Source organism: Bradyrhizobium sp., from assembly GCF_036735945.1.
Classification (GTDB): Bacteria; Pseudomonadota; Alphaproteobacteria; order Rhizobiales; family Xanthobacteraceae; genus Bradyrhizobium.
Genome location: NZ_DAINNI010000032.1, coordinates 20,122 through 47,034 on the forward strand (window position 1 = coordinate 20,122; position 26,913 = coordinate 47,034).

Below are 26,913 nucleotides of genomic sequence, written 5' to 3' on the forward strand. Positions count from 1 at the left end.
CGATGGTGGATTTCCGCGCCAGCCTCACGGCTACAGCGCCTGCGCCGAGCCTAGAACCGCCGCTGGCAGCATTGTGGTGGGCGGCAAAGGGCGACTGGGACCGGGCGCACAGGATCGTGCAGGATGAAGCCAGCACTGATGCCGCCTGGGTGCATGCCTATCTGCATCGCGTCGAAGGCGATCTCGGCAATGCCGGCTATTGGTACCGGCAGGCCGGCCAGCCAGCGGCGAAGGATTCTCTTGAAACCGAATGGGAGCGGATCGTCTCCGCGCTGCTCGGGAGTGGAAAAGCATGAACGTGTCAGTCAATCCGGGAAAACTGATCAAGGGCCAGACCGGCGACTGGGAAGTCGTGATCGGGATGGAAGTGCACGCCCAGGTCACCTCGAAGTCAAAGCTGTTCTCGGGCGCCTCGACCGAGTTCGGCGGCGAGCCCAACAGCCATGTCTCGCTGGTCGATGCCGCGATGCCGGGCATGCTGCCCGTCATCAATCAGGAATGCGTCAGGCAGGCGGTCCGTACCGGCCTCGGTCTCAACGCGCAGATCAACCTGCGCTCGGTGTTCGACCGCAAGAACTATTTCTACCCGGACTCGCCGCAGGGCTACCAGATCAGCCAGTACAAGTCGCCGATCGTCGGCGAGGGCGAGGTCGAGGTCGAACTCGAGGGTGGCAAGACGGCCGTGATCGGGATCGAGCGGCTGCATCTGGAACAGGATGCCGGCAAGTTGCTGCACGATCAGTCACCGACCATGACCTATGTTGACCTTAATCGCTGCGGCGTGGCGCTGATGGAGATCGTGTCGAAACCCGACATCCGCGACGCCGAGCAGGCAAAGGCCTATGTCACCAAGCTGCGCTCGATCCTGCGTTACCTCGGAACTTGCGACGGCGACATGGAGAAGGGCTCGCTGCGTGCCGATGTGAACGTTTCCGTGCGCAAGCCGGGCGGGCCGCTCGGCACTCGCTGCGAAATCAAGAACATGAACTCGATTAACTTTATCGGCCAGGCGATCGAGTACGAAGCACGGCGCCAGATCGAGATCATCGAGGATGGCGGCGCGATCGATCAGGAGACGCGGCTGTTCGATCCCAACAAGGGCGAGACGCGCTCGATGCGCTCCAAGGAAGAGGCGCACGACTATCGTTACTTCCCGGACCCCGACCTGCTGCCGCTCGAGTTCACGCAAAGCTATGTCGACGGGTTGAAAGCGGACCTGCCGGAACTGCCGGACCAGAAGAAGGCGCGCTTCATCGAGAGCCTCGGCCTGTCGCCCTATGACGCCGGCGTGCTGGTGGCCGAGCGCGAGAGCGCGGGGTTCTACGAGACTGTGCTCGCCAGCCTTGCCGACAAGGCGCGCGACGGCAAGCTCGCGGCCAATTGGGTGATCAACGAACTGTTCGGCCGTCTCAACAAGGAAGGCCATGGCATCGGGGATTCGCCGGTGTCGGCGGCGCAACTCGCTGCGATCGTCAGCCTGATCGGCGAGGGCACGATCTCCGGCAAGATCGCCAAGGACCTGTTCGAGATCGTCTGGACCGAAGGCGGCGATCCGCGCGAGCTGGTTGAAACGCGCGGCATGAAGCAGGTCACCGATCTCGGCGCGATCGAGAAGGTCGTCGACGACATCATCGCCGCCAATCCGGACAAGGTCGCGCAGGCGAAGGCAAAGCCGCAACTTGCCGGCTGGTTCGTCGGCCAGGTGATGAAGCAATCCGGCGGCAAGGCCAACCCGCAGGCCGTGAACGACTTGTTGAAGACGAAGCTCGGCATCTGAATCGTCCCGTAACGGGACACGCTGGCAGCATCTGCGAGGTTGAGATCGATGCACGCACGCATGCATCGATCGTCGATTGTGATCCGGCGCGCTGATGCCGCGACTGCAAGAGGCGTCCGAATCGAGGATCGCGATTCGTCCGGAAAGTTCGATTTGGCGTGCGTCGGCGAGACTCCAGCGCCGGGACAGTGAAAATTTATTTGTTGCCAAACCTTGCGACTCAGAGTCCGTGCACGCGTCAATTTGACGGAGTCGCCGAGTCGTCACGACATTGATCGTGCATCGATCATCGTTGTGGTGAACTCAGAAAAGCGCTGCAGTAAAGGCGATTCATGCAATATCGGAGAACGCGGACGTGCATCGTCGCGGCATTTTTTTAGTCAGGACGCGAGCGCGATTTGGAGTCGCCGACGTTGTCGCTCTGCGCGCTTCGACTTTGCTGCGTCAACACTTCTTTAAGCGGGAAGCTGTTTTTTTGAGTGCGTTGGTGTATTCGGGATGTAGTGCATCTCGATTCCCGGGTGCACGCAACTGACTAAAGCCATCTCACTTACATTAGGAGGGCAACATGGCCAAGAAAGCTAAGAAGGCAAAGAAGGCGAAGAGCGCAGTGAAGAAGACTGCGAAGAAGACCCGCAAGGTCGCCAAGAAGAAGAAGTAAGCTCGCTTCTTTGAAAGTTGCCGGCGGCTTGATGCCGGCACGTCACACGAGCCCCGGATGAATGTCTGAAGGCTCTGTCGACGAAAGAGGGTGTCGGCGAGACATCAGGTCAACGGTCGGATCGCTTCTTGGAAGGCTTCTTTCAAAACCGGTCCGGCAGAAGAAAACAGGTTTTCTTCGTTCGGTGCGGATATCCTTAACTATCCGCAATTTCATCGGGCCAACGCCCGCCGTGAAATCTGGTCCTGACGTGTTCGCCGACGCCCTCGTTCCCGGGACGCCTTCGTCCCGATGACTTGGGCCTTCTCCGATCCGGCCCGTCGATTTTTCCAAACTCCCGAATGCCCGATTTGATTGACGGCCAGCACCGTTGGTCTCGCCAGATTCCATGCGAGGGCCAGCAGCAGTGCGCGGGTCGAAGCGGCGGTTCATTGAATACGACGCGGCGCCGAGCATATACTCGGCTGCATGGTCGATGTCCGTCGGGAAGACCCGTGCTCGCTGGCGTTAACCCTGAGGCTCGCCGGCACGCCTTGTCAGCAACCCGGCGCACTGCGTCCCGATCTAGATTGGCGCGCGCATATCTTATGCGTGGCGGCGGCGGGCGGGCTCCATCAGTTTGACCGCATGACACAGCAGCCTCGCATCAGATCCCCTCGAATTGTTGGTTTTCCGACTGGCCGAGCCGCTTGCTTCGCAGCTTCGCTTCCTCCTCGAAGCCGACCGCCTCAAATCGGTTGTCCGCGGTAACCGCCTTGCCGACGGCTCGCGGCGCGAGAATACGGCGGAGCATAGTTGGCATATCGCGCTGTTCTCCCTGGTGCTGGCGTCCCACGCGGCCGAGCGGATCGATCCGCTGCGCGTCGTATCGATGCTCCTGATTCACGATCTGGTGGAGATCGACTGCGGCGACACGCCGTTGTTCGACGAGGTGGGAACTGCCACCCAGGCTGCGCGCGAGACGGTCGCAGCCCATCGTTTGTTCGGGTTGCTTCCGACCGGGCAGGCGGCCGAATTTCTTGCGCTGTGGACCGAGTTCGAGGCCGCCGCGACGGCGGATGCGCGGTTTGCCAAGGCGGTCGACCGCCTGCAACCGATTCTGCTGAACCACGCGGTCGGCGGTGGCACCTGGACCGACTATGATGTGGACGAGGCGCGCGAGCGAACCTTGACCTGCCGCATTGCCGATGGCTCACCGGCGCTTTGGGACGCGGCCGAGGCGGCAATCAATGACGCGGTATGCCGGGGATGGCTCAAGCCAGCACGGCCATCCTGAGCAGCCGCGCGCCCGCGAGGTTCGTTTCCATCGAGGCCGCGCAAGGCGATGCCGCAATGGTTATCGATCCGCCAAGCGGCAGGGTAAACCGAACTTCACGATTGCCGATTTCTGCCTGCGCTGCAGGTACTTCTGCGATCTTGTCGACGGCCGCGCGATGCCTGCATTTACACCCCGTTCATCGCGAACCTTAAACTGCCCTTCAAATTTGATCGGCCATGATCGCCTCAACAACAGACCGGCAAACGGCGTTGGGGAAGACAGACAGGCGTTTCAACAAATGGACGGGGGCCGCGCTCGGGGGAGGGCGGCAACGATAAAAAGGGGGACCAGCGATGTTTCAGGGACAGATCGATCTCGATGCGGCCATTGCGGTGGAAGCGACCGCGATTCCGGACGTGCTGTTCGAGCGCGGGCTTTACTGGGCGAGCGGCCGCTCCGGTGTCGTGAACCTGGTCGCGGCCCACAAATGGTTCAATCTCGCCGCGCTGAAGGGCCGCGCCGATGCGATCGCGATGCGCCGCGAGGTTGCCGCGATGATGTCGGATGCCGAGATCGCGGCCGCGCAGCGCGAAGCCCGTGCGTGGATGACCGCGCACTGAGGCCTGCGGCGGGTGACGTCATCACATCGGTGGCTCGCCATTGGCAAGACAACATTTCTTCGACAGCGTGATGGTCGCCTTCGATTGCAGATACCGTGATTGGAATCGTGCAACGCTGAAGACGACCCGATATCGCTTCAATGGCTTGGTGGCTGTGGCGAAGCAGGTCGTTGCTGCTCCAGCGAGCGACCTGGCGTCCTTGCATCGGGGCTGGAGAGAGAATCGGGGCCGCCAAAGCCGGCAAATGGCGGAGCCGGAGGGATTCGAACCCTCGATAGGCCTTTACAAGCCTATAACGGTTTAGCAAACCGCCGCCTTCAGCCACTCGGCCACAGCTCCGTAAGCGCGGATATGCCTGAGGCGAGGGCGAGCCGCAAGCGGCAGATTGCGATTGCAGCAAGACCATTTGGAGGCGAAGCGTTCGCCGGCGACGGCTCTCACCCGACGCCGCGCGCTGGCGGCGCGTCGAGAGGTGCTCGTGGCTCTCAGTCGCGCGAAATTGATTCGATTCCGGGTGTGCGACTCGCGGCAGCGCCGGGCGGGGCTCGGATCGCGACAGGAGGCCGGGTCGGCATCCCGCGAGCGGGCTCTCGATCCCGGCAGGAGCCGGGTTCCACCATTTTCATCGGTTTCTGCCCGGATTGGGCCTTGTTCCATCGGGCAGGGGATCTGGAGCTCGACTGGAGGCGGACCCCGGGAAGGGAGCCGGCGCATTTGCACGGCCTCGCGGCGTCGGATCAGCCTCCACGGCTCACTCTATAATGTGTGCGTAATCGTCCATTGCGGATTCGGAATCGCGCGCTCGATTCGATACGGGATCCTGTGCTTGCGGGCGTGAACCGCTTGCTGCGGTGCGTGCACCTCCAACCGGGGTGCCGGTTGGGTTATTCATAATTCTTTAATAAAAACAATGTCTTGCAGAAAATCTTCGATCACAAACCCGTGTTATTTGTGCAACACAATTCGGAAAAGGGGGCGAGTCGAGGTGCCGGAAGCGGTTCCTTTGTTGCTTGTGCAGAAGTCCTCGGTAATTGTGATCGGGCGACGGAGGGGGGCATCCCGAGGTCGTCCCGTTTTAGGTGGTTCGCTTAAGTCCCTCGCGTTCATGCGGGAGTGTCCGAAGGCGCGAAGCGACTAAGCGGGTTTCAGGGGACAAGGGAACCAACCTTAGGGTGTTTCACCCAGCGGATCCGGAACCTTCCCTACAGAGCAACTTGGAGGTTTAATATGAAGATGGTTAAGAGCCTTATCCTCGGCTCAGCGGCGGGTCTGATCGCCATGAGCGGAGCACAGGCGGCCGATCTTCCCGTCAAGGCCAAAGCGGTCGAGTACGTGAGGATCTGCTCCCTGTACGGCGCGGGTTTCTTCTATATCCCGGGCACCGACACCTGCATCAAGCTGGGTGGTTATCTGCGCGTTGAAACGGCGTTCAACGGCTCGGTCTACAACGGTGCGTATTCTTCGGTGAACGGCGCACAAAACCGTCTGTCGAACTACTACACCGCTCGTTCCCGTCAGGATCTGACGGTCGATACGCGCACCGCGACCGAATACGGCGTGGTCCGCACGTTCTTCGACGCGACGTTCTCCTGGACCACGGGCAACTACGCCGGCGCCGGCACCGGTGGTACCACGTACAGCGCAGGTGTTGGCCAGGTCGGCAACCCCTCTGACGGCGGCATCGCTGGCGGTTCGGTCGGCGTCTACCACGCGTTCATCCAGTTCGCTGGGTTCACGATGGGTAAGACGACCTCCTCGTTCGATACCCCCTGGGTCAACTATCCGGGCAACAACTTCGACGGTCTCGTCGGCGGCAGCGGCGACGTCACCGCGGTCAACCAGCTGACGTACACCGCGCAGTTCGGCAACGGCGTGTCGGGTTCGATTGCGTTGGAAGATCCTACGGCGTACCACCAGAGCAATCTGTATAACCTGGGTGCGAATGGCGTTCTTCTCAACGGTCCCGCATTCCAGGGTGGTGCCTACGGCCTCAGCGCCTTGGGTGGCACGAGGGCTCCCGACATCGTGGGTGTCTTGAAGGTCGATCAGGCCTGGGGTGTGTTCCAGTTGTCGGCTGCGGCCCACAACAACCACGCCGCCTACTACGGTGCGACCGAGGCCACGGGTCATCCTGACGACAAGTGGGGCTGGGCTGTGCAGGCCGGCTTGCAGATCAAGAACATCCCGACTGGCGCGGGTGACACGATCAACCTGCAGGCGGTCTACACCGACGGCAATTCTCGTCGTAACTTCCAGAGCTTGGTTGGCCAGAACTTCGTGATGTTCGGCGGCACCAACGTGCCGGGCGCCTATCAGAGCGTTGGTCTTGCTGGCGTCGCGGACGGTGTGTACGCAACCGGCACCGGCATTGCAACGGCCCAGACCTGGGGTATGCGCGGTGCGTTCAACCACAACTTCGACCCCTACTGGAGCGGCGCGATCTACGGTGCGTACGCCCAGTTGAAGTACGGCAATGGCGGTGCGGCTCTCATCTGCGGCGCCATCGCGGGAATCGGCGCGCAGACTGCTGGTATCACCAACTGCGACCCGAACTTCAACATCGGCCAGGTCGGTGGCATCATCCGCTGGACTCCGGTGAAGAACCTGACGTTCTCTGCGGACGTTACCTACACCATGCTGGACCAGAAGTTTGCCGGCACGATCACGCCGACAGCCGGTGTCAACGCCCCGGCAAAGCCGGCGGCTACGTATCAGCTCAAGGATCAGGACACTGTCAGCCTGCTTCTCCGCGCTCAGCGTAACTTCTGATCTCGGAAGATCTTGACAACGAGGAAGACCCCGGCAGGCGACTGCCGGGGTTTTTCGTTATGAGGGTGGGATTTCGTGGCCGGAAAGTTTCGTCGCTCGGTGCCGCATGCGCAGCCCACGGATCTTGCGGCTGTAGATATCCATGACGGCCGCCCGTTCGCAGGACAGCGTGGATGCGGGGCACTGCCATGGCGCTGGCCGCTGTCGCGACGGGCCTGCCGGATCTCGGCAGCAACGCGGACCCGGCGGTTGCACGGGCGCTCAACCGGACGCTCGCGCCAAGCATAACAGCCGGCCGGCGAGACCTCGAGCATGGCGTACATCGCCCGTACCGGATAGCTGTCGCGTTGGTCTTCGATGAAGCGAAAGCTCATGTCTGGGGTCCGGCAGAGATCGCGATCGACATTTCTTGAATGTCGCGCTCCATGCGCAGCCGATCGTTCTCCTGGCGCAGCCGGGTGATCTCCGAACCATGGTCCGCCGACATCGGCGTCGCCTGTGATGGGGCGCCGCGCCGCCGGCTCCTCCGGACCCTGTCCAACCGGCGTCGCAGCACCGGGTCGCGCAGACCGGGCTCCTTCGCCCCCGACGTGAGCGAGCGACGGCTCGGCATCACCAGCTCAACTGCCTGGCGATCGCACTTTTCAGCAAATTCAGTAAATGGCCGACGTAGACGTTCCATTCGACTCCTGCGGGCTCAATGAGCCTCCTGCAGGGTTCATCCGGAGGAGCTTCAGTATTGCGGGCCTTGGCCCGTCTTCCGCCGAGCAGGTCAGCCCGCCGCTCGCTTCACTGGAGGGAGCCAAGATCGCGATCGTTGATCAATGGCTGGTAACGAAAAGCCCCCCGGCAGCTGCCTGCCGAGGGGCTCTTTGCTCGGATAGTCCGGATCAGAAGTTGCGCTGGGCCCGGAGCAGGAAGTTAAAGCTGTCCTGGTCCTTCAACTCGTACACGGCTGCCGGCTTGGCGACCGATGCGAGAGTCGGAGCGACAACCGTCCCCGAGTACTTCTGGTCGATGCGGGTCCAGGTGAAGTCACCCGAGAACGTCAGGTTCTTCACAGGAGTCCAGCGAGTGATGATACCCGCCTGGGCGATGTTGAAGTCGGGGTTGCAGGTACCAACCAGGGCCAGCAACGTAACCGCGTTCGTGCAGATGGCAACCTTGCCGTTGTTGCCGTACCGGATGGAAGCGTAGGCACCGTAGACGCCAGTGTTCCAGTAGGGATCCCAGTTGTGGGTGTAACCACCGCGGAAGCCCCAGGTGGTCACATTCTCGAGCCCGGTGCCGTTTGCGGCCGAAGTGCCCGTGTAGACAGCATCCGGAGCGCTGGCAAAGCCGATGCTCTGGTAGGCACCAGCCGTGCTGGCGCTACCGAACATCGAGTAGCTGACCGCGGCCAGGCTCTGCAGGTTGTAACGGGTTGCACCATCGGTGTAGACGGCCTGCATGTTGATCACGTCGCCCGCGCCGGTCGGGAGGTTCTTGATCTGCAAGGCGCCCTGCACGGCCCAGCCCCACTTGTCGTCGGGATGACCCGTGGTCTCGGTCGCGCCGTAATAGGCTGCGTGGTTGTTATGAGCAACAGCCGACAGCTGGAACACACCCCAGGCCTGGTCGACCTTGAGTACGCCGATCAGATCCGGAGCGCGCGTGCCACCGAGGTTGTTGAGACCATTCGAGCCGCCCAGCATGCCTGCCGCCGTAGCACCCGTCAGGTTCATTACGCCCGACTGCACGAACGCGGTCGGGTCCTGAGCCGACAGGCTGCCAGATATGCCATTGCCGAACTGCGCAGTGTAGGTGAACTGGTTCACGCCGTTGGTTGAGCCGCTGCCGCCGACCAGGCCGTCGAAATTGTTGGACGGATAGTTGACCCAGGGCGCATCGAACGCGGAAACCGTCCGGCCCATCGTGAACCCGGCAAACTGGATGAACGCATAGTTGATGCCAACGCCACCACCGGCGATACCGCCGTCAGAGGGGTTACCAACCTGGCCGACACTCGCGCTGTACACGGTACCACCCGTTCCGGCGCCGGCGTAGCTCCCGGTCGACCAGGTGAAGTTCGCATCGAAGAACGTGCGGACCACGCCATATTCGGTGGCCGTGCGCGTATCGACGGTCAGATTTTGGCGCGAGCGGCTGGAGTAATAGTTCGACAGGCGATTGTGAGCGCCCAAGGCCCCGGAGTAGGCGCCATTGTAGTGCGTGCTGTTGATCGCCGTTTCAACGCGCAGATAGCCACCCAGCTTGATGCAGGTGTCGGTGCCGGGGATATAGAAGAAGCCTGCACCATACAGGGAGCAGATTTTCACATACTCGACCGCCTTGGCCTTGACAGGCAGGTCCGCGGCCTGAGCCCCGCCGATGGCGGCCAAGCCTGCCACCGAACCGAGAATAACGCGCTTCATCGTCTTCATATCAATCCCCAAGTTTGCTCTGTAGCGTAAGGTCCGGCCCCTCGGCCACTCCCAGGTCCGGTTCCGCAGTCTCTCTGAATCCCGCTTAGCCGATTCGTGGCATCGCAACACTTCATTCGAGGTTGTTTGCGTCTATCGCACTATCTTGGAAATCAGATGACAGCGGTGTCAGACCCAAATACCGACGTCAGCACGCCTTAGACTAGTCGATGTTCTACATTCAAGTTCGTCCGCGAGGGGCATCTTTTTCGAGCAAGATGAATTGACTTGTACGGGTGATGCAGGTCTGCCACACAGCCCTTGTGCCGATTTCGAGGAACTTGCCATGCGCGCTCTGGCTCTGACGATTGTGACGATGGGAATAGCCTTGGCAGCCGGGCAAGCCAGGGCTCAGACGTACGACCCGGCGTTTCCCGTTTGCATGCACGTCATTCCCTGGGGGGGCGGCGCATATTACGATTGCACCTACTACACGATAGGCCAATGCAAGGCTTCGGCCTCCGGCCGCGCAGCGCAGTGCGACTTCAACCCGTTCTACGCGGGTGCGACGGCGTCATCGCCGCGCGGTCGGCGTTATCGTCAATCCCGATCGATCTCGTCGATTCCTGCCGAGACCGTGCAGGATAGCTTCTGCTTGCAAGGGCGCGTATGGGGCTATCCCGGCAACTGCCAGTTCTCCAGCTATGCCCAATGCATGGCTACTGCCAGCGGCACGGACGCCTATTGTGGGATAAATCCCCAATACGCGTTCGCGCGTCCGCAGCAGGGGGCCTATCGGCACCGATAAATGTGCGGCGGGGAAGCAGGCCTGCCGAAACTCGTTATTGGACGCTGGCGCCACGGTGCAGGTCGGCTTCGATCTGAAGCTTGGTGCCGCCGCCGAAGCGCGCGCGGTAAACCTGCAAATTCTCCATGATCCGCTGCACGTAGTTGCGCGTCTCAGAGAACGGGATCAGCTCGACCCAGTCGACGGCATCGACCTTGGGGTCGCGCGGATCGCCGTAACGTTCGATCCATTTCTTCACGCTGCCGCGGCCGGCGTTGTAGCCGGCAAAGGTCAGGATGTAGGAGCCGCGATAGTCCTCGATCAGCCCGCCGAGTTCGGCGGCGCCCAGCATGGCGTTATAGACCGAATCGGTCTTCATCCGCTGCAGGTCGAAGCTGACGCCGGCGCGCTTGCAGACATAGCGCCCGGCATCCGGCGTCACCTGCATCAGGCCATAGGCCTGCGCCGGCGACACCACCGCCGGATTGAAGGCGCTTTCCTGCCGCGCGATCGAGTAGATGATGCTTGGCTCGACCTCGGGGCCGAGCTGCTTGAACGACGGAATGCCGGTGACGGGGTAGGCGTAGTGATCGAACGGCAGGCCGCGGTTGAGCGCGGCCTTGCCGAGCAGCAACATGCCGCGCGCATCATGGTGGCGCGCCGTGAGCTCGCCGAGGCCGGCCACGGCATCGGGATCGCCGTTCTCGCCGATGTCGTGGAACATCGGGAGCGCCAGCTCGCGCTCGTCGAGTTCATAGAGCAATTGTACGGCGCGCACGATCTCCAGCCGTTCGGCGCTGCGGCCCCGCGGCACACCGTTCAGCTCGAGCTGCGGCAGGCCGAGCTTGGCGCGCGCGAGCTGGCCGTAATAGCTGGTCGATTGCTCGGCGGCCCGGCCGTAGGCCGCGCGGGCCTCCTGGCTGCGGCCCGCGGCTTCCGCCGCGCGGCCCTGCCAATAGCCGGCGCGCGCCAGCGCAGTCGGATTGGCGCTGCCGACGCCGATGCGGGAGAAGTGCTGGGCGGCCAGCGCCGGGTCCTTCAGGAAGCGCAGCGCAATCCAGCCCGCGGTGAATTCCGCCTCGGTCTTGTAGATGTCGCGCGTCGGCAGCGCCGCATCCCGCGCAATCAGGTAGGCGTTGCGATGCTCGCCGACGTCGATCATCTTGCGCGCCAGCAGCCGCCGCTCGATCCACCATTCGTTGAGATTGTGCAGGCGATTCGGATCTTTCGGCGCGCTCAGCATAAGCTGCGCGGCCTCGGCGAACTTCTCCTCGCGGCGAAGCAGTTGGATCCTCGCGAAGATATAGCCGGTCTCGCCGTGCAATTCGCGTGGTACCGCCTCGAGCAGGGCGCGGAGGTTGGAGGCCTTCTTGTTGGCCGCAATCCGCGCTTTTGCGAGCGCGACATGGCCGGAGCCGAGCCGCTTCGCCGCGCGCATGCCGCCGGCCTCCTGCTCGGTGCTGTACAACAGCGATTCCATCCGCGCCTTGTGGTCGCCCGCCGTCAGCAGGGCGCCGAACATGTCGAGCACGGTGCTCTCGGTGTCTTCCGACATGCCGTCATGGCGCCAGGCCTCGCGGACCAGCCGCTCGGCATTGGCGCGATCGCCGCGCGCGAGCATCGCCTTGGCCAGCGCGAACTTGCCTTTTGCCGAGATCGGCGAATCGTTTTCGAACCACGACCACACCGCTGAGTCGTCGCGGCGATCGTCCCACAGCGCGGCCTCGATGCGCCGACGCAGGAAGATCTGCGACGGCCAGCTCGGATTGGCTGAAATGAACGCGCGGTAGCGCTCGACCGAGGCATTGTTGTTGTCGCTGCGCAGGATCAGCCACTCCGCCAGCTTGCGGGCGACCGGGTCCGAGATCGTCGATTGCACTTGCGTCGCATCGCCCGCCTTCTGCTTGCGCACGAGCTCGATGACATTTTCCAGCGCGTCCTTGTCGGCCTGCGATGTCGACGTCGTCGCAGCGACTGCTGCCGTCGCTACCGGCTTGCGCGGCGGCGGCAAGGCGGCATGCTGGCGCGCGGCGGGCGCCAGCACCGGCGGCGCGGGTGCGGGGGCCGGGGCAGCGGCGGTCGCAGCCGCACTGTGAGCGGCTGGCGCGTTGGCAGGGGCAGCGGATTTGGGAACGACGTTGCGGGCGATCGGCCGCGGCTTCGGCAGTGGAACTTTCGACTTGCCCCAGGCTTCCTGAGGATGAGCCGCCAGCCCGAGCGCCAATACCAGGCTGGTAGCCAGTGCGGTCGATCGCAATGCGGCGGCGCGGGCGGAAGGGATCACGGCGTTCCTCTGCGGCGGCGAATCATTCAATCGCTCCAGCCATAGGTCTATTTGACCGAATATGTGGACAAAACGGTAAAAACGTCGCGGTCGACCTGTTTGCGCCATCACCGCGGCAAAATCGCGGCTATCGACGCGCATGCGCGGGAAAGCGGCTTGGCCCAGAGCCGGGAAGGGCCAAGAAAGGGCGTCGGAACAAAGCGCTAGGGCAATACGGTACAGCCCTTTCGCAGGCCCGTCAGACCCGATATGAATTGCAATCCAGTTCGGCGGGGCCGTTTCTTAAGCGTTTGGAGGAAGTCCATGGCAGCCAAGACAAAATTCAAGGGATCGTTCACCGCCTTGGTCACGCCATTCAAGAACGGCTCGCTCGACGAGGCCGCCTTCCGCTCGCTGGTGAGCTGGCAGATCGCCGAAGGCACCCATGGCCTCGTCCCGGTCGGCACCACCGGCGAGAGCCCGACGCTGAGCCATGATGAGCACAAGCGCGTGGTCGAATGGTGCATCGAGGAAGCGAAGGGCCGCGTGCCCGTGATTGCCGGCGCAGGCTCGAACTCGACCAGGGAAGCGATCGAGCTGGCGCAACACGCCGAGAAGGCGGGCGCCGACGCCGTGCTGGTCGTTACACCCTATTACAACAAGCCCACGCAAGAGGGCATGTATCAGCACTTCAAGGCGATCAACGACGCCATCAACATCCCGATCATCATCTACAACATTCCGCCGCGCTCGGTGATCGACATGTCGGTCGACACCATGAAGCGTCTCTGGGAATTGAAGAACATCGCCGGCGTCAAGGATGCTACCGCCAGCATGGTGCGGGTGTCGCAGCAGCGCGCCGCGATGGGCGAGGAGTTCAACCAGCTCTCCGGCGAGGACGCCACCATCATCGGCTACATGGCCCATGGCGGCCATGGCTGCATCTCGGTCACGTCAAACGTCGCACCGAGGCTGTGCTCGGAATTCCACACCGCCTGGCAGAAGGGCGACGTCGCCACTGCCTTGAAGGTGCACGACAAGCTGATGCCGCTGCACATGAACCTGTTCATGGAAACCAGTCCGTCCCCGGTGAAATACGCGCTCTCGCTGCTCGGCAAGGTCGATGAGAAGCTGCGGCTGCCGATGGTTCCGGTACAGGAATCGACCCGGGTCGCCGTGCGCGACGCCATGGTACATGCAGGCCTGATCAACTAGCGCCGAAACTGTCTCGCCGAGGGGCGAAGAGGGGAAGTCAATATGCTGAAGGAATTCCGTGAATTTGCGATGAAGGGCAATGTCGTCGATCTCGCGGTTGGCGTCATCATCGGTGCGGCCTTCGGCGCCATCGTGACCTCGCTGGTCGGCGACGTGATCATGCCGATCATCGGCGCGATCACCGGCGGTCTCGATTTCTCCAACTATTTCACGCCGCTGGCCAAGTCGGTGACGGCCGGCAATCTGGCGGACGCCAAGAAGCAAGGCGCGGTGCTGGCCTGGGGCAATTTTCTCACGCTGACGCTGAATTTCCTCATCGTCGCTTTCGTGTTGTTCATGGTGATCCGCGCCATGAATCAGTTCAAACGCAAGGAGGAGGCGGCTCCCGCGGCGCCGCCGAAGCCGACCAGGCAGGAAGAACTGCTGACCGAAATCCGCGATCTCCTCAAGAAGGGCTGACGTGGCCGAGAAGAACGAGCGCCCGATCAAGGTCGTCGCCGAAAACCGCAAGGCCCGGTTCAACTACGCAATCGATGACACCATCGAGGCCGGCATTGCACTGACCGGCACCGAGGTGAAGTCGATCCGCAACGGCAAGACCACCATCGCGGAGTCCTACGCGGATTCCAAGAACGGCGAGATCTGGCTGATCAACGCCAACATTCCGGAATATCTGCAGGCCAACCGCTTCAACCACGAGCCGAAGCGGCCGCGCAAGCTGCTCCTGCACCGCAAGCAGATCAACAGGCTGATGGGCGCGGTCGATCGCGAAGGCATGACGCTGATTCCGCTGAAGCTCTATTTCAACGAACGCGGCCGCGCCAAGCTGCTGCTGGCGATCGCCAAGGGCAAGAAGCTGCACGACAAGCGCGAGAGCGAAAAGAAGCGCGACTGGGGCCGCGAAAAGGGCCGCCTGCTGCGGGCCCGAGGGTAAGATGGCGAATGGCCAATAGTGAGTAGCGAATAGCAAGACGGCATCTATTCGCTACTCGCTATTCGCATTCCGAAGGAGCAATCATGGCACAACCAAATCTGCTCGACGTCGATTGGAGCAAGATCCCCGCCCCGGTGGACGACGGCGGCGCGGCGCATCTGGTCGGCATGGCGATGCCGCCGGTCACGCTGCTGGCTACCGACGACAATTCGGTGACGCTATCCGGGCTGCCCGGCCGCACCGTGGTGTTCGCCTATCCCCGCACCGGGGAGCCCGGCAAGATCTCCATCGTCGACGATTGGGACATGATCCCGGGCGCCCGCGGCTGCACGCCGCAGACCTGCTCGTTCCGCGACCTGTTTGCCGAGTTGAAAGCCGCCGGCGCCAGGCAGGTGTTCGGCCTCTCGACGCAGGACAATGTCTATCAGACCGAGATGGCCTCGCGGCTGCATCTGCCTTTCCCGGTGCTGTCGGATGAGAAGCTCAAGCTGACGGCTGCGCTGAAACTGCCGACCATGAAGGTCGCAGGATTGACGCTGATCAAGCGGCTCGCGCTGATCATCGACGACGGCCGCATCCGCCATGTCTTCTATCCGGTGTTTCCGCCCGACCGCAACGCCGCCGATGTGTTGGCGTGGCTGAAGGAAAATCCGGCGTAACCGTCATTGCGAGCGAAACGACGCCTCGCAATGACGTCGGTCAAGCCAGTTCCCTGCGCACCTTCGCGAACACATCGCGGAACATCTTTGGCGTCAGCACGCCGGTGTTCGTGTTGTAGCGGGAGCAGTGATAGCTGTCGTACAGCTTGAAACTGCCTGCGTCATATACGGCGCCGTGCGCAAAGGGCGCGGCGGCACCGCGCAGGCCGAGCGCCTTCAGCGTCGAATCATGCGCGATACGGCCGAGCAGGACGACCGCGCGCAGCTTCGGCATGGTCGCGATTGTCGTCGCCAGGAATTGCCGGCAGGTGTTGATCTCGGCCGGCAGCGGCTTGTTCTGTGGCGGCACGCAGCGCACCGCGTTGCTGATCCGGCAATCGACCAGCTTCAGCCCGTCATCCGGCCGCGCCTGGTAGACGCCCTTCGCAAAGCCGTATTCGAGCAGGGTCGCGTACAGCAGGTCGCCGGCATAGTCGCCGGTGAACGGGCGCCCGGTCCGGTTGGCGCCCTGCATGCCCGGCGCCAGCCCGACGATCAGGAGGCGCGCAGCAGCACTGCCGAACGAAGCGACCGGCGCGTTGTGCCAGTCCGGCTCCTTCGCGCGCGCCTCGGCGCGAAATTCGGCGAGCCTTGGACAGAGCGGGCAGTTGCGGTCAGGCTCGGCGACGGCGACAGCGGGCTGGGAGGTCATATGTTCAAAGCGCTTTCCGGAAACAGCCCGCCGCGGATCAGGGCGAGAACCGGTTTGCATCAACGATGCACGCCCATACAAAAAGCCCCGGTTCTGGTTTCAATCAGAACCGAGGCTCTAGCAGCGTATGGGCTCATTCTCAATCGTCGAAATCTTCGTCGCCACCGCCGCGCGGCGCCACGGTGGTGGCGCGCTGCAGGAATTGCGGGGAGTGATGGCGCGGCTCGCGCGGGGCGGGGCGTTCGGAAGGATCGCGGCCGAGCTTGGACTGCAACTCGACGAGATCGGTGAAGACGTCGGCCTGCCGGCGCAGTTCGTCGGCGATCATCGGCGGTTGGCTCGAAATGGTCGAAACGACCGTGACGCGGACGCCGCGGCGCTGTACTGCCTCAACCAGCGAGCGGAAATCGCCGTCGCCGGAAAACAGCACGATCTGGTCGACATGCTCGGCGAGTTCCATGGCATCGACGGCGAGTTCGATATCCATGTTGCCCTTCACCTTGCGGCGGCCGGAGGCGTCGATGAACTCCTTCGTGGCCTTGGTGACGACGGTGTAGCCGTTGTAGTCGAGCCAGTCGATCAGCGGACGGATCGACGAGTATTCCTGATCTTCGATGATCGCCGTGTAGTAGAACGCACGCAACAATGTCCCACGGCTCTGAAATTCCTTGAGAAGGCGCTTGTAATCGATGTCGAAGCCGAGCGTCTTGGCCGTTGCGTATAGGTTTGCGCCATCGATGAAAAGCGCAATCTTGTTGGAAGTAGGTGACATCAATCGGTTCTCACGTTGTGGTTAGTTCTTCTAGCGCAGCGGCTAACGACCGCGCGCAGATTCCAAGTCTGTTGCCTAAAGTTCGGTGAATCGTGCCCCGCTACAGTCACCACTGCAATTATGGTGGGGCGAGGGCGAAAAACCTAGACTTTTGACTGTGCAATGAAGAGATTTACTTGTCCTGCACGGCAACCTCGCCGCGTCTGGACGCTCCGACTCCGGCCCTTCCAGGCCCCCCACGAGTGGGGTAGCAGAGCCCATTAGGAAGGCAAATCACAAATTTAGTCTTGCGAAACCGGCCCCGCCGCTATAACTAGCGGCCATATCAGACATATTTGGCCCCAACTAACGGAGCGACAGTCTATGGCGCGCGTCACCGTGGAAGATTGCATCGATAAGGTCGACAACCGGTTTGACCTGGTGCTGCTGGCAGCACATCGCGCTCGTATGATTTCGTCGGGTTCGCAACTCACGGTTGATCGGGACAACGACAAGAACCCGGTCGTTTCGCTGCGGGAAATCGCCGATTCCACTATTTCCCCGGAAGACCTCCGCGAGGAGCTGGTCCATTCCCTGCAGAAATTCGTCGAGGTCGACGAGCCCGAGCCCGATACCGTGCCGCTGATCGGCTCAGCCGGCGCCAGCGTCGATGCCGACGACACCGAAGTCGCGGTCGAGCGCATGACCGAGGAAGAGCTCCTCAAGGGCCTGGAAGGCCTGGCACCGCCGGAAGAGCAGCCCGAAGAGGACGAATAATCCGGAATTTCCGGATTTTCCTGAACCCTTGATTTGCCAAAGGCCCGGACATCCGTCCGGGCCTTTGCTTTTGTTGACATTTTGGTTGTTAAGATGCGTCCTTGTGCGGCGCGGTCGAAATCGGCTGCCTCACCCGATCTGGCGGGGCGTCGACTGGCCGGGCCCCAAGCGAAATTGAACTGTTTCGCGGCCAGAGCGGCGTGCATCGCCGTTCAAAAACGCATTAGATACGCCTACGGCGGGACCTGCCTTTTCGGGTCTGGTGGAAGAAGGCATTGACGTAATGGCGTACTGGCGCCGCAGCTCCCGGCAGATGCAGGCCGCAACCGGCGGGATTGCGGTCGCGCCGGCGTCGCCCACGGCGGAGAAGCCGAAATCGCCGCGTTCGCGCATGATGCGCCAATACGACCTGGTCGAACGAGTCCGCTCCTATAACCCGGATACAAACGAGGACCTGCTCAACCGCGCCTATGTCTACGCCATGAAGGCGCACGGCACCCAGACGCGTGCCTCCGGCGATCCCTATTTCTCGCATCCGCTCGAGGTCGCGGCGATCCTGACCAACCTCAAGCTGGACGACGCCACCATCGTCGCTGCGCTGCTGCACGACACGATCGAGGATACCGAGGCGACGCGCGCCGAGATCGACAACATCTTCGGCCACGAGATTGGCGCGCTGGTGGAGGGGCTCACCAAGCTGAAGCGGCTGGAGCTGGTGTCGCGCGAGGCCAAGCAGGCCGAGAACCTGCGCAAGCTGCTGCTCGCGATCGCCGACGATGTCCGCGTGCTCCTGATCAAGCTCGCCGACCGCCTGCACAACATGCGCACGCTCGAATTCGTGCCGCACGCCTCGCGCCGCCGCATCGCGGAAGAGACCCTCGACATCTATGCGCCGCTCGCCGGCCGCATGGGCATGCATGAGATGCGCGAGGAACTGGAAGACCTGTCCTTCCACGTGCTCGATCCCGAGGCCTATGCGGTGGTGAAGCAGCGGCTCGACGCGCTGGCCGACCGCAACCGCAACCTGATCGGCGAGATCGAAAGCCAGCTTTCCAAGAACCTGCAGAACAACGGCATCAACGCCCGCGTGTACGGCCGTCGCAAGCAGCCGTTTTCGATCTGGACCAAGATGGAGCGCAAGTCGGTCGGCTTCGAGCAATTATCCGACATCTACGGCTTCCGCATCATCCTGACCGATGTCGAGGCCTGCTACCGTGCGCTCGGCGTCGTGCACACCACCTGGCCGGTGGTGCCCGGGCGCTTCAAGGACTACGTCTCGACGCCGAAGCAGAACGATTACCGCTCGCTGCACACCACCGTGATCGGCCCCGGCAACCAGCGCGTCGAACTGCAGATCCGCACCGAGGAGATGAACCAGATCGCGGAATTCGGCATCGCCGCGCATGCCTTCTACAAGGAGGGCGTGGGCTCGCCGACCGAGCGGCTCGAGCACGAATCCAACGCCTTCGCCTGGCTGCGCCACACCGTCGGCATCCTCTCCGAAAGCGCCAATCCGGAGGAGTTCCTCGAGCACACCAAGCTCGAGCTGTTCCACGACCAGGTGTTCTGCTTCACCCCGAAGGGCAAGCTGATCGCGCTGCCGCGCCATGCCAATGTGATCGACTTCGCCTATGCCGTGCATACCGACGTCGGTAATTCGGCGGTCGGCTGCAAGATCAACGGCAAGTTCGCGCCGCTGTCGTCCGAATTGCAGAACGGCGACGAGGTCGAGGTCCTGACCTCGAAGGCGCAGTCGGCGCCGCCCTCGGCCTGGGAATCGCTTGCCGTCACCGGCAAGGCCCGCGCCGCGATCCGGCGCGCGACCCGAACCGCGGTGCGCGATCAATATGCCGGCCTCGGCCGCCGCATCATCGACCGCCTGTTTGCCCGCGCCAAGATCGAATATGCCGACGACAAGCTGAAGGGCGCGCTGCCGCGGCTGGCGCGCGCGTCGATCGAGGACGTGATGGCCTCCGTCGGGCGCGGCGAGCTGAAGGCTTCCGACGTCGCCCGCGCCATGTACCCGGACTACAAGGAAGAGCGGCTGGTGAAGTACGGGGCCAAGAAGAGCCTCGCCGTGAAATTGAAGCTGAAGTCGGAGCCGCAGCCGGTGCGCTCGACCTCCGTCATTCCGGTGCGCGGCATCAATTCCGATCTGCCGGTGAAGTTCGCGCCGAACGGCGGCGCCGTGCCGGGCGACCGCATCGTCGGCATCGTCACGCCGGGCGAGGGGATCACGATCTATCCGATCCAGTCGCCGGCCCTGAGGGACTTCGAGGAGGAGCCGGAGCGCTGGCTCGACGTGCGCTGGGATATCGACGAAACCATGCCGCAGCGCTTTCCCGCGCGCATCCTGGTCCACAATGTCAACGAGCCCGGCAGCCTGGCGCAGGTCGCCACCGTGATCGCCGAGCACGACGGCAATATCGACAATATCAGCATGTCGCGCCGCTCGCCCGATTTCACCGAGCTGACCATCGACCTCGAGGTCTATGACCTCAAGCATCTCAGTGCAATTATCGCCCAGTTGCGCGCCAAGGCCGTCGTCGCCAAGGTCGAGCGCGTCAATGGCTAGCCGATCCGATGCCCCTCATGGTGAGGAGGCGCGGAGCGCCGTCTCGAACCATGAGGCCCGGCTGGTGGCTCTCATCCTTCGAGATGCGCTTCGCGCTCCCCAGGATGAGGAACTCGCACTATAGTGCGAGAACCGTTGTTGATATCTGCGAGTCCAAAAATGCCCGTTCCTCCGTTGCGCCTCGGCGTCAATGTCGACCACGTCGCCACCTTGCGCAATGCGCGGGGCGGCGAGCGGCCGGATCCGGTACGTGCTGCGCTCGCCGCGATCGCGGCGGGCGCTGATGGCATCACCGCGCATCTGCGCGAGGATCGCCGCCACATCCGCGATGCCGACATGGCCCGCCTCAAGGCCGAGATATCGAAGCCGCTGAATTTCGAGATGGCTGCAACCGAGGACATGCTGCGGATATCGCTGGCGACCAGGCCCCACGCGGTGTGCCTGGTGCCGGAGCGCCGCGAAGAACTCACGACCGAGGGCGGTCTCGATGTCGTCGGCCAGCACAATGCGCTGGCGCCGTTCATCGCGCGGCTCAACGATGCCGGCATCAGGGTGTCGCTGTTCATCGCCGCCGACCCCCGCCAGATCGAGATGGCGGCCAAGCTGCGCGCGCCCGTGATCGAGATCCACACCGGCGGCTGGTGCGACGCCGTGGTGGACGGCCACGCGGCGAAGGCCGAGGCGGAATGGCAGCGGATCGTGGAGGGTGCCAGATTGGCGCGGAATGCCGGCCTGGAAGTCCATGCCGGTCACGGCCTCGACTACAAGACCGCGGAGACGATCGCGGCGCTGCCGGAGATCGCCGAGCTCAACATCGGCTACTTCATGATGGGCGAGGCGCTGTTCATCGGCCTGCCCGAGACCGTGCGGCAGATGCGCGCGGCGATGGACCGCGGCCGCCGGAAGATCGTGGGCCGGCCATGATCATCGGCATCGGCTCCGACCTGATCGACATCACGCGGGTCGCCAAGGTCATCGAACGCCATGGCGACCGCTTCCTCGACCGCATCTTCACCGACGCTGAGCGCGCCCGGGCCGCACGCCGCGCCAACAGCGAGAAGATGGTGGTCGCGACCTATGCCAAGCGATTCGCCGCCAAGGAGGCCTGTTCCAAGGCGCTCGGCACCGGTATCCGGCGCGGCGTCTGGTGGCGCGACATGGGCGTGGTGAACCTGCCGGGTGGCCGTCCGACCATGAAACTGACCGGCGGCGCACTGGCCCGGCTGGAAGCCTTGACGCCGGTGGGGTTCGAGGCGCGGATCGATCTGTCGATCACGGACGATTGGCCGCTGGCGCAGGCTTTCGTCATAATTTCGGCGGTCGCTCCCGGCACATCATGAGCCGCACAGCGTTCGCGCCGGGAATCGGCAAAAACTAAAAATCATTGATATTTCAATGCATTACAAAGTTTTTACGAGGCGCTTGATTGCGCGCCCACCAACAACCGTCTAAAACGCCGCGAGCGATGTGTTCGAGCCGGGGCCGATTCTGGTTAGCGCCGGATTTGGCCCTCAAATCAGTGACTAAGACCATTTTCCTGACGCGAACGTTCCAGGCGATTCGCGTGCGGAAAACGTTCTGCCACCGTGCGGGCGGGGCCCGCGGGAATTGGGAAAGCGATGAGCGTGACATCCGGCACAAAATCTGAAAGCGGCTTGGGTGAAACCATCCGCGTCGTCATCCACGCTCTCCTGATCGCGCTCGTGATCCGCACTTTCCTGTTTCAGCCGTTCAACATCCCCTCGGGATCGATGAAGGCGACGCTGCTGGTCGGCGATTACCTCTTCGTCTCGAAATATTCCTACGGCTACAGCCATTATTCGATTCCGCTGTCGCCGCCGCTGTTTTCGGGCCGCATCTTCGGCTCGGAGCCGAACCGCGGTGACATCGTGGTGTTCCGCCTGCCGAAGGACGATTCCACCGATTACATCAAGCGCGTGATCGGCCTGCCGGGCGACCGTATCCAGATGCGCGAAGGGCTGCTCCACATCAACGACAAGCCGGTCAAGCGCGAGCGGCTGTCCGACTTCATCGGAGAGGACCCCTGCGGCTCCGACGCCACCGCGCGCGTCAAGCGCTGGAAGGAAACGCTGCCGAACGGCGTCAGCTATGAAACGCTCGACTGCGTCGACAACGGGTTCTACGACAACACCAACACCTATACCGTGCCGCCCGGCCACTTCTTCATGATGGGCGACAATCGCGACAACTCGACCGACAGCCGCGTGTTGTCGGCGGTGGGCTACGTGCCGTTTGAGAACATCGTCGGCCGGGCGCAGATGATCTTCTTCTCCATTGCCGAGGGCGAACACGCCTGGATGTTCTGGCGCTGGCCGACCGCGGTGCGCTGGAATCGCCTATTCTCCATCGTGCGATGAACGACGAGACCGCGATCATTCCTGACACGGCCACCCCAGGCGAGGCGGGCCAGCAGAGCGATGCCGCGGGCGCGCCTGCGCCGAAGAGGAAGAAGCGCGGCAAGGCGGCGGCCAAGGAGGCTATCGCTGCAATCGAGGGCCGCATCAGCTACAGCTTTTCCGATCCCGTGCTGCTGACCACCGCCTTCACCCATGTCTCGGCATTGAAGCCCGCGACCCGCCATCGCGCCGACAGCTATCAGCGGTTGGAATTTCTCGGCGACCACGTGCTCGGGCTGATCATCTCCGACATGCTGTACCGCGCCTATCCGAGGGCTGATGAGGGCGAATTGTCGAAGCGGCTGGCCGATCTCGTGCGCAAGGAGAGCTGCGCCGACGTTGCCAAGTCGCTGGGGCTGCTCGACGACATCAAGCTCGGCGCGGTCGGCGCAGGCGCGAGCGCGCGCCTGCGCAAATCCGTGCTCGGCGACATCTGCGAGGCGGTGATCGGGGCGATCTATCTCGACGGCGGCTACGCGGCGGCGTCCCAGTTCGTCGAGCGCAACTGGCTGGAGCGGATGCGCAAGCCGCGCCGGCCGCTGCGCGATCCCAAGACGGTGCTGCAGGAATGGGCCCAGAGCAAGGGCTTGCCGACGCCGGTCTATCGCGAGATCGAGCGCACCGGGCCGCATCACGATCCGCAGTTCCGTGTCGCCGTCGATCTGCCGGGCCTGGCGCCCGCCGAAGGCGTCGGCGGCTCCAAGCGCGCGGCCGAGAAGGTCGCGGCCTCAGTGATGATCGAGCGCGAAGGCGTGGCCGGCGGCAGCAATGAGTGAATCGTCACCCGCTGCCGCGCCCGCCGAGACCCGCTGCGGCTTCGTCGCGCTGATCGGCGCCCCCAATGTCGGCAAGTCGACCCTGGTCAACGCGCTGGTCGGCTCCAAGGTCACCATCGTATCGCGCAAGGTGCAGACGACGCGGGCGTTGATCCGCGGCATCGTCATCGAGGATAACGCCCAGATCATCCTGGTCGATACGCCCGGCATCTTCTCGCCCAAGCGCAGGCTCGACCGCGCCATGGTCTCTACCGCCTGGAGCGGGGCCCATGACGCTGATCTCGTCTGCGTGCTGCTCGATGCGAAGGCCGGCATCGACGAGGAGGCCGAGGCGATCCTCGCCAGGCTTGCGACGGTCGCGCACCCGAAAATCCTGGTGCTGAACAAGATCGACCTGATCCCGCGCGAAAAGCTGCTGGCGCTGGCGCAGGCCGCCAATGAGCGCATGAAGTTCGAGCACACCTTCATGATCTCGGCGCTGTCGGGTGACGGCGTCGATGACCTCAGGAAGACGCTGGCAAGGAGCGTGCCGGCGGGGCCGTTTCATTATCCCGAGGACCAGATGTCGGATGCGCCGCTGCGGCATCTGGCGGCGGAAATCACCCGGGAGAAGATCTACCGTCAGCTCCATCAGGAGCTGCCGTATCAATCGACCGTCGAGACCGATACATGGACCGAGCGCAAGGACAAGTCGGTGCGCATCGAGCAGACGATCTTCGTCGAGCGCGAAAGCCAGCGCAAGATCGTGCTCGGCAAGGGTGGCGCCACCATCAAGTCGATCGGCGCGGACTCGCGCAAAGAGATCGCGGAGATCCTGGGCGTGCCGGTGCACCTGTTCCTGTTCGTCAAGGTGCGCGAAAACTGGGGCGACGACCCCGATCGCTACAGGGAAATGGGACTGGAATTTCCCAGGGAATGATCCGGCCGATCCGGCAACAAGAAGAACGCGCCCGATGAATATACCTCGCAATGTGCTGTGGTTTGAGGTCCTGCTGTATCTGTCGCTGACACTGGATGCGGTGTCGGTGGCGTTTCAGGACCGTACGCCTACCGCAAGGATGACGGAGCAGATGATCAACACCGGCACGCTGATGGCGGCCGGCCTGATCCTGCTGCTGGTGTATTTCGTCCGCCTCGCCGCCGTGGGCCGCAAGAACTGGCCGCGCTGGGTGCTGGCCGCAGCGCTCGTGCTGTCGGTGATCTCGCTGGTGCAGATCGTCGGCGAGAAGGGTCTGGAATTGGACAGCGGCATTGAGGTGATCTCCTGCGCGCTGACGGCGATGGGGCTGTACTACTCGTTCACCGGCGACGCGGTGGGGTGGTTCAACGCGTGAAGCGCTCTCGTGTCCCGGACACGGTGCATCGCGAAGCGGTGCGCCGCAGAGCCGGGACCCCCTCGGGGCTCGGGCACCGCTGCTGCGACGTAGGCCCCGGCTCAGCGAAGCAGCACTTCGTGCTGCATCGCGTCCGGGGAACGCGCGGGCAGAAGCTGCGATTCCTGATAAGATCCTGTAGACTTTCATCATGGAATGGACCGACGAAGGCATCGTGCTGGGCGTGCGGCGGCATGGCGAATCCTCCGCCATCGTCGAGTTGCTGACGCGCGAGCATGGTCGTCATCTCGGCCTGGTGCGGGGCGGCGCCTCGTCGCGGATGCGGCCCCTGCTGCAGCCCGGCAACAGCGTTGCCGCGGTGTGGCGGGCGCGGCTCGATGAGCATCTCGGAACCTACGCCCTCGAAGGGACGCGGCTGCGCGCGGCGACGCTGCTCGCATCCTCGCACGCGGTCTACGGCGTCACCCATCTGGCCTCGCTGGCGCGGCTCTTGCCGGAGCGTGACCCGCACGAGGACATCTACGAGATGCTCGACCGCACGCTCGACGACTTCGACGATGCGGGCGGCGCGGCCGCCCACATGATCCGGTTCGAGCTCGCGATGCTGGCCGAGCTTGGTTTCGGCCTCGACCTGGAAAACTGCGCTGCCACCGGCGAGACCACGGACCTGATCTACGTCTCGCCGAAATCCGGCGGCGCGGTGTCGCGGCAGGCCGGCGAGCCCTACCGCGACCGGCTGCTGCGGCTGCCGCCATTCCTGCGCGAAGGCGAGGGCGGGGCGAACGACTGGTCGGACCAGGACCTGCAGGACGGCTTTCGGCTGACCGGCCTGTTCCTGCTCCGCCACGTGCTGGAACCGCGCGGGCAGGGCCATTCCGACGCGCGCGGCGGCTTTATCAATGCTGTAACGCGCCAGCGGGCGCGAATCAGCTCTGCCGGCTGAGCCCGTCGTCCCTGCGAACGCAGGGACCCATACGCCGCGGTGGTCGCGGAGGCGGCGGCCTCGTCCATTTTTCCAACAAACACCTGTGGTTATGGGTCCCTGCGTTCGCAGGGACGATGGCGGAAAATTCCACCGAGCATGCGTCTTGCCGGATTTGCCGGCAGCGTTTAACCCCTCCCCATGGGAAAACGACAGCTACCGCCGGAAGAGCCGGCCGAAGTCCACGAGGTGATGCTGCGCGATGCGCTGGAAGAGCGCTATCTCGCCTATGCGCTCTCGACCATCATGCACCGCGCTCTGCCGGACGCCCGCGACGGGTTGAAGCCGGTGCACCGGCGCATCCTCTACGGCATGCGCCTGCTCAGGCTCGACCCCGGCACGCCGTTCAAGAAGTCGGCCAAGATCGTCGGCGACGTGATGGGCTCGTTCCATCCGCATGGCGACCAGGCGATCTACGACGCCATGGTGCGTCTCGCCCAGGATTTCTCCTCGCGCTACCCGCTGGTCGACGGCCAGGGCAATTTCGGCAATATCGACGGCGATAATCCCGCCGCCTACCGCTACACCGAAGCCCGCATGACCGAGGTCGCGCGGCTGCTGCTGGAAGGCATCGACGAGGACGGCGTCGAGTTCCGCGCCAATTACGACGGCCAGAGCAAGGAGCCGGTGGTCCTGCCCGGCGGCTTCCCGAACCTGCTCGCCAATGGCGCGCAGGGCATCGCGGTCGGCATGGCGACCTCGATCCCGCCGCACAACGCCGCCGAACTCTGCGACGCCGCGCTGCACCTGATCGAGAAGCCCGAGGCGAAATCCAAGTCGCTGCTGAAATGGGTCAAGGGTCCGGACTTCCCGACCGGCGGCATCATCGTCGATTCCAAGGAAAGCATCGCCGAAGCCTACATGACCGGGCGCGGCTCGTTCCGCACCCGCGCCAAGTGGACCCAGGAAGAAGGTGCCCGCGGCACCTGGGTCGTCGTCATCACCGAGATCCCGTGGCTGGTGCAGAAGTCGCGGCTGGTCGAGAAGATCGCCGAGCTGCTCAACGAGAAGAAGCTGCCGCTGGTCGGCGACGTCAGGGATGAATCCGCCGAAGACGTTCGCCTCATCATCGAGCCGAAATCCCGCGCCGTCGATCCGGCGCTGATGATGGAATCGCTGTTCCGGCTCACCGAGCTCGAGAGCAAGATCTCGCTGAACCTCAACGTGCTGATCAAGGGCAAGATCCCCAAGGTGGTGGGGCTCGCCGAGTGCCTGCGCGAATGGCTCGACCATCTGCGCGACGTGCTGGTGCGCCGCTCCAACTA

The 26,913-nt window shown here is 63.4% G+C and carries 25 protein-coding genes, 1 tRNA gene and 1 pseudogene; 21 read left to right on the top strand and 6 right to left on the bottom strand.

Translation table 11 applies throughout. From position 1 onward, the window contains the following. The first annotated feature begins 2 nt into the window (after positions 1–2). The 4 genes from V7E26_RS13665 to V7E26_RS13680 all read left to right on the top strand — a co-directional run bounded on the left by V7E26_RS13665 (position 3) and on the right by V7E26_RS13680 (position 4,316). Positions 3–296: a hypothetical protein gene (locus tag V7E26_RS13665; RefSeq protein ID WP_324416702.1), complete on the top strand. Its 294-nt coding sequence runs from the start codon at positions 3–5 to the stop codon at positions 294–296. Beyond that, complete coding sequence (gene gatB / locus V7E26_RS13670) at positions 293–1,777, top strand: Asp-tRNA(Asn)/Glu-tRNA(Gln) amidotransferase subunit GatB (protein WP_324416704.1); 1,485 nt, start codon at positions 293–295, stop codon at positions 1,775–1,777. The genes V7E26_RS13665 and gatB overlap by 4 nt, the downstream gene beginning before the upstream one ends. A gap of 1,322 nt (positions 1,778–3,099) precedes the next feature. Further along, positions 3,100–3,714 carry an HD domain-containing protein gene (locus V7E26_RS13675; protein WP_324416706.1) on the top strand — a complete coding sequence of 205 codons (615 nt, stop codon included), beginning with the start codon at positions 3,100–3,102 and terminating at the stop codon, positions 3,712–3,714. 335 nt (positions 3,715–4,049) lie between these two features. Next, positions 4,050–4,316 carry a hypothetical protein gene (locus tag V7E26_RS13680; RefSeq protein WP_324416708.1) on the top strand — a complete coding sequence of 89 codons (267 nt, stop codon included), beginning with the start codon at positions 4,050–4,052 and terminating at the stop codon, positions 4,314–4,316. Between the two features lie 245 nt (positions 4,317–4,561). Here the strand turns inward: V7E26_RS13680 and V7E26_RS13685 are convergent. After that, positions 4,562–4,655 (bottom strand) — tRNA-Ser (locus V7E26_RS13685). Between the two features lie 888 nt (positions 4,656–5,543). Here V7E26_RS13685 and V7E26_RS13690 point away from each other — a divergent pair. After that, on the top strand, positions 5,544–7,085 hold the full coding sequence (locus tag V7E26_RS13690; RefSeq protein ID WP_324416710.1) for a porin: 1,542 nt from the start codon (positions 5,544–5,546) through the stop codon (positions 7,083–7,085). A gap of 370 nt (positions 7,086–7,455) precedes the next feature. Here V7E26_RS13690 and V7E26_RS13695 read toward each other — a convergent pair whose 3' ends face one another. Together V7E26_RS13695 and V7E26_RS13700 are read right to left on the bottom strand one after the other, a co-directional pair. Next, on the bottom strand, positions 7,456–7,767 hold the full coding sequence (locus tag V7E26_RS13695; RefSeq protein WP_324416712.1) for a hypothetical protein: 312 nt from the start codon (positions 7,765–7,767) through the stop codon (positions 7,456–7,458). Between the two features lie 208 nt (positions 7,768–7,975). Continuing rightward, entirely contained in the window at positions 7,976–9,508 is a 1,533-nt protein-coding gene (locus tag V7E26_RS13700) for a porin (protein ID WP_324416714.1), read from the bottom strand. Between the two features lie 325 nt (positions 9,509–9,833). Between V7E26_RS13700 and V7E26_RS13705 the strand changes: the two are divergent. Both V7E26_RS13705 and V7E26_RS13710 read left to right on the top strand, forming a co-directional pair. Beyond that, a pseudogene (locus V7E26_RS13705) lies at positions 9,834–9,893 on the top strand (hypothetical protein); the annotation flags it as partial. Positions 9,894–10,100: 207 nt separating this feature from the next. Continuing rightward, positions 10,101–10,295: a DUF3551 domain-containing protein gene (locus V7E26_RS13710; RefSeq protein ID WP_324416767.1), complete on the top strand. Its 195-nt coding sequence runs from the start codon at positions 10,101–10,103 to the stop codon at positions 10,293–10,295. A 34-nt stretch (positions 10,296–10,329) separates the two neighbouring features. Here V7E26_RS13710 and V7E26_RS13715 read toward each other — a convergent pair whose 3' ends face one another. After that, entirely contained in the window at positions 10,330–12,555 is a 2,226-nt protein-coding gene (locus V7E26_RS13715) for a lytic transglycosylase domain-containing protein (RefSeq protein ID WP_324416770.1), read from the bottom strand. Positions 12,556–12,861: 306 nt separating this feature from the next. Between V7E26_RS13715 and dapA the strand changes: the two genes are divergently transcribed. The 4 genes from dapA to V7E26_RS13735 all read left to right on the top strand — a co-directional run bounded on the left by dapA (position 12,862) and on the right by V7E26_RS13735 (position 15,345). After that, positions 12,862–13,752 (top strand): 4-hydroxy-tetrahydrodipicolinate synthase, encoded by an 891-nt coding sequence (dapA, locus tag V7E26_RS13720; protein ID WP_324416716.1) that lies wholly within the window; start codon positions 12,862–12,864, stop codon positions 13,750–13,752. Positions 13,753–13,794: 42 nt separating this feature from the next. Continuing rightward, positions 13,795–14,211, top strand: a complete 417-nt coding sequence (mscL, locus tag V7E26_RS13725; RefSeq protein ID WP_324416718.1) for a large conductance mechanosensitive channel protein MscL — start codon at positions 13,795–13,797, stop codon at positions 14,209–14,211. A gap of 1 nt (position 14,212) precedes the next feature. Then, the gene (gene smpB / locus V7E26_RS13730) at positions 14,213–14,686 is read left to right on the top strand and encodes an SsrA-binding protein SmpB (RefSeq protein WP_324416720.1); all 474 of its coding nucleotides are present in this window, start codon (positions 14,213–14,215) and stop codon (positions 14,684–14,686) included. 83 nt (positions 14,687–14,769) lie between these two features. After that, positions 14,770–15,345 (top strand): peroxiredoxin, encoded by a 576-nt coding sequence (locus V7E26_RS13735; RefSeq protein ID WP_324416723.1) that lies wholly within the window; start codon positions 14,770–14,772, stop codon positions 15,343–15,345. Between the two features lie 40 nt (positions 15,346–15,385). Here V7E26_RS13735 and V7E26_RS13740 read toward each other — a convergent pair whose 3' ends face one another. Continuing rightward, positions 15,386–16,036: a uracil-DNA glycosylase gene (locus V7E26_RS13740; RefSeq protein ID WP_324416725.1), complete on the bottom strand. Its 651-nt coding sequence runs from the start codon at positions 16,034–16,036 to the stop codon at positions 15,386–15,388. A 139-nt stretch (positions 16,037–16,175) separates the two neighbouring features. Beyond that, on the bottom strand, positions 16,176–16,808 hold the full coding sequence (locus tag V7E26_RS13745) for a LabA-like NYN domain-containing protein (RefSeq protein WP_324416727.1): 633 nt from the start codon (positions 16,806–16,808) through the stop codon (positions 16,176–16,178). Positions 16,809–17,171: 363 nt separating this feature from the next. On the opposite strand from V7E26_RS13745, the gene rpoZ reads away from it, so the two are divergent. The 10 genes from rpoZ to V7E26_RS13795 all read left to right on the top strand — a co-directional run. Next, positions 17,172–17,564, top strand: coding sequence for a DNA-directed RNA polymerase subunit omega (gene rpoZ / locus V7E26_RS13750; RefSeq protein WP_024512695.1), 393 nt, complete (start codon positions 17,172–17,174; stop codon positions 17,562–17,564). Between the two features lie 283 nt (positions 17,565–17,847). Further along, positions 17,848–20,139 (top strand): RelA/SpoT family protein, encoded by a 2,292-nt coding sequence (locus tag V7E26_RS13755; protein ID WP_324416749.1) that lies wholly within the window; start codon positions 17,848–17,850, stop codon positions 20,137–20,139. A gap of 159 nt (positions 20,140–20,298) precedes the next feature. Beyond that, positions 20,299–21,063 carry a pyridoxine 5'-phosphate synthase gene (locus V7E26_RS13760; protein WP_324416751.1) on the top strand — a complete coding sequence of 255 codons (765 nt, stop codon included), beginning with the start codon at positions 20,299–20,301 and terminating at the stop codon, positions 21,061–21,063. Further along, a complete protein-coding gene (acpS, locus tag V7E26_RS13765) occupies positions 21,060–21,479 on the top strand; it encodes a holo-ACP synthase (protein ID WP_324416753.1) in 420 nt (139 codons plus the stop codon). The genes V7E26_RS13760 and acpS overlap by 4 nt, the downstream gene beginning before the upstream one ends. Positions 21,480–21,758: 279 nt before the next feature. Next, positions 21,759–22,517, top strand: coding sequence for a signal peptidase I (lepB, locus tag V7E26_RS13770; protein ID WP_324416755.1), 759 nt, complete (start codon positions 21,759–21,761; stop codon positions 22,515–22,517). After that, a complete protein-coding gene (gene rnc / locus V7E26_RS13775) occupies positions 22,514–23,332 on the top strand; it encodes a ribonuclease III (protein WP_324416757.1) in 819 nt (272 codons plus the stop codon). The genes lepB and rnc overlap by 4 nt, the downstream gene beginning before the upstream one ends. Beyond that, positions 23,325–24,251 (top strand): GTPase Era, encoded by a 927-nt coding sequence (gene era, locus V7E26_RS13780; protein WP_324416759.1) that lies wholly within the window; start codon positions 23,325–23,327, stop codon positions 24,249–24,251. The genes rnc and era overlap by 8 nt, the downstream gene beginning before the upstream one ends. 34 nt (positions 24,252–24,285) lie before the next feature. Then, a complete protein-coding gene (locus tag V7E26_RS13785; RefSeq protein ID WP_324416761.1) occupies positions 24,286–24,666 on the top strand; it encodes a hypothetical protein in 381 nt (126 codons plus the stop codon). A gap of 190 nt (positions 24,667–24,856) precedes the next feature. Next, positions 24,857–25,609: a DNA repair protein RecO gene (gene recO, locus V7E26_RS13790; RefSeq protein WP_324416763.1), complete on the top strand. Its 753-nt coding sequence runs from the start codon at positions 24,857–24,859 to the stop codon at positions 25,607–25,609. Between the two features lie 180 nt (positions 25,610–25,789). Then, positions 25,790–26,913 (top strand): DNA gyrase subunit A (locus tag V7E26_RS13795; protein WP_324416765.1); only part of this gene is annotated, 1,124 nt, incomplete at its 3' end.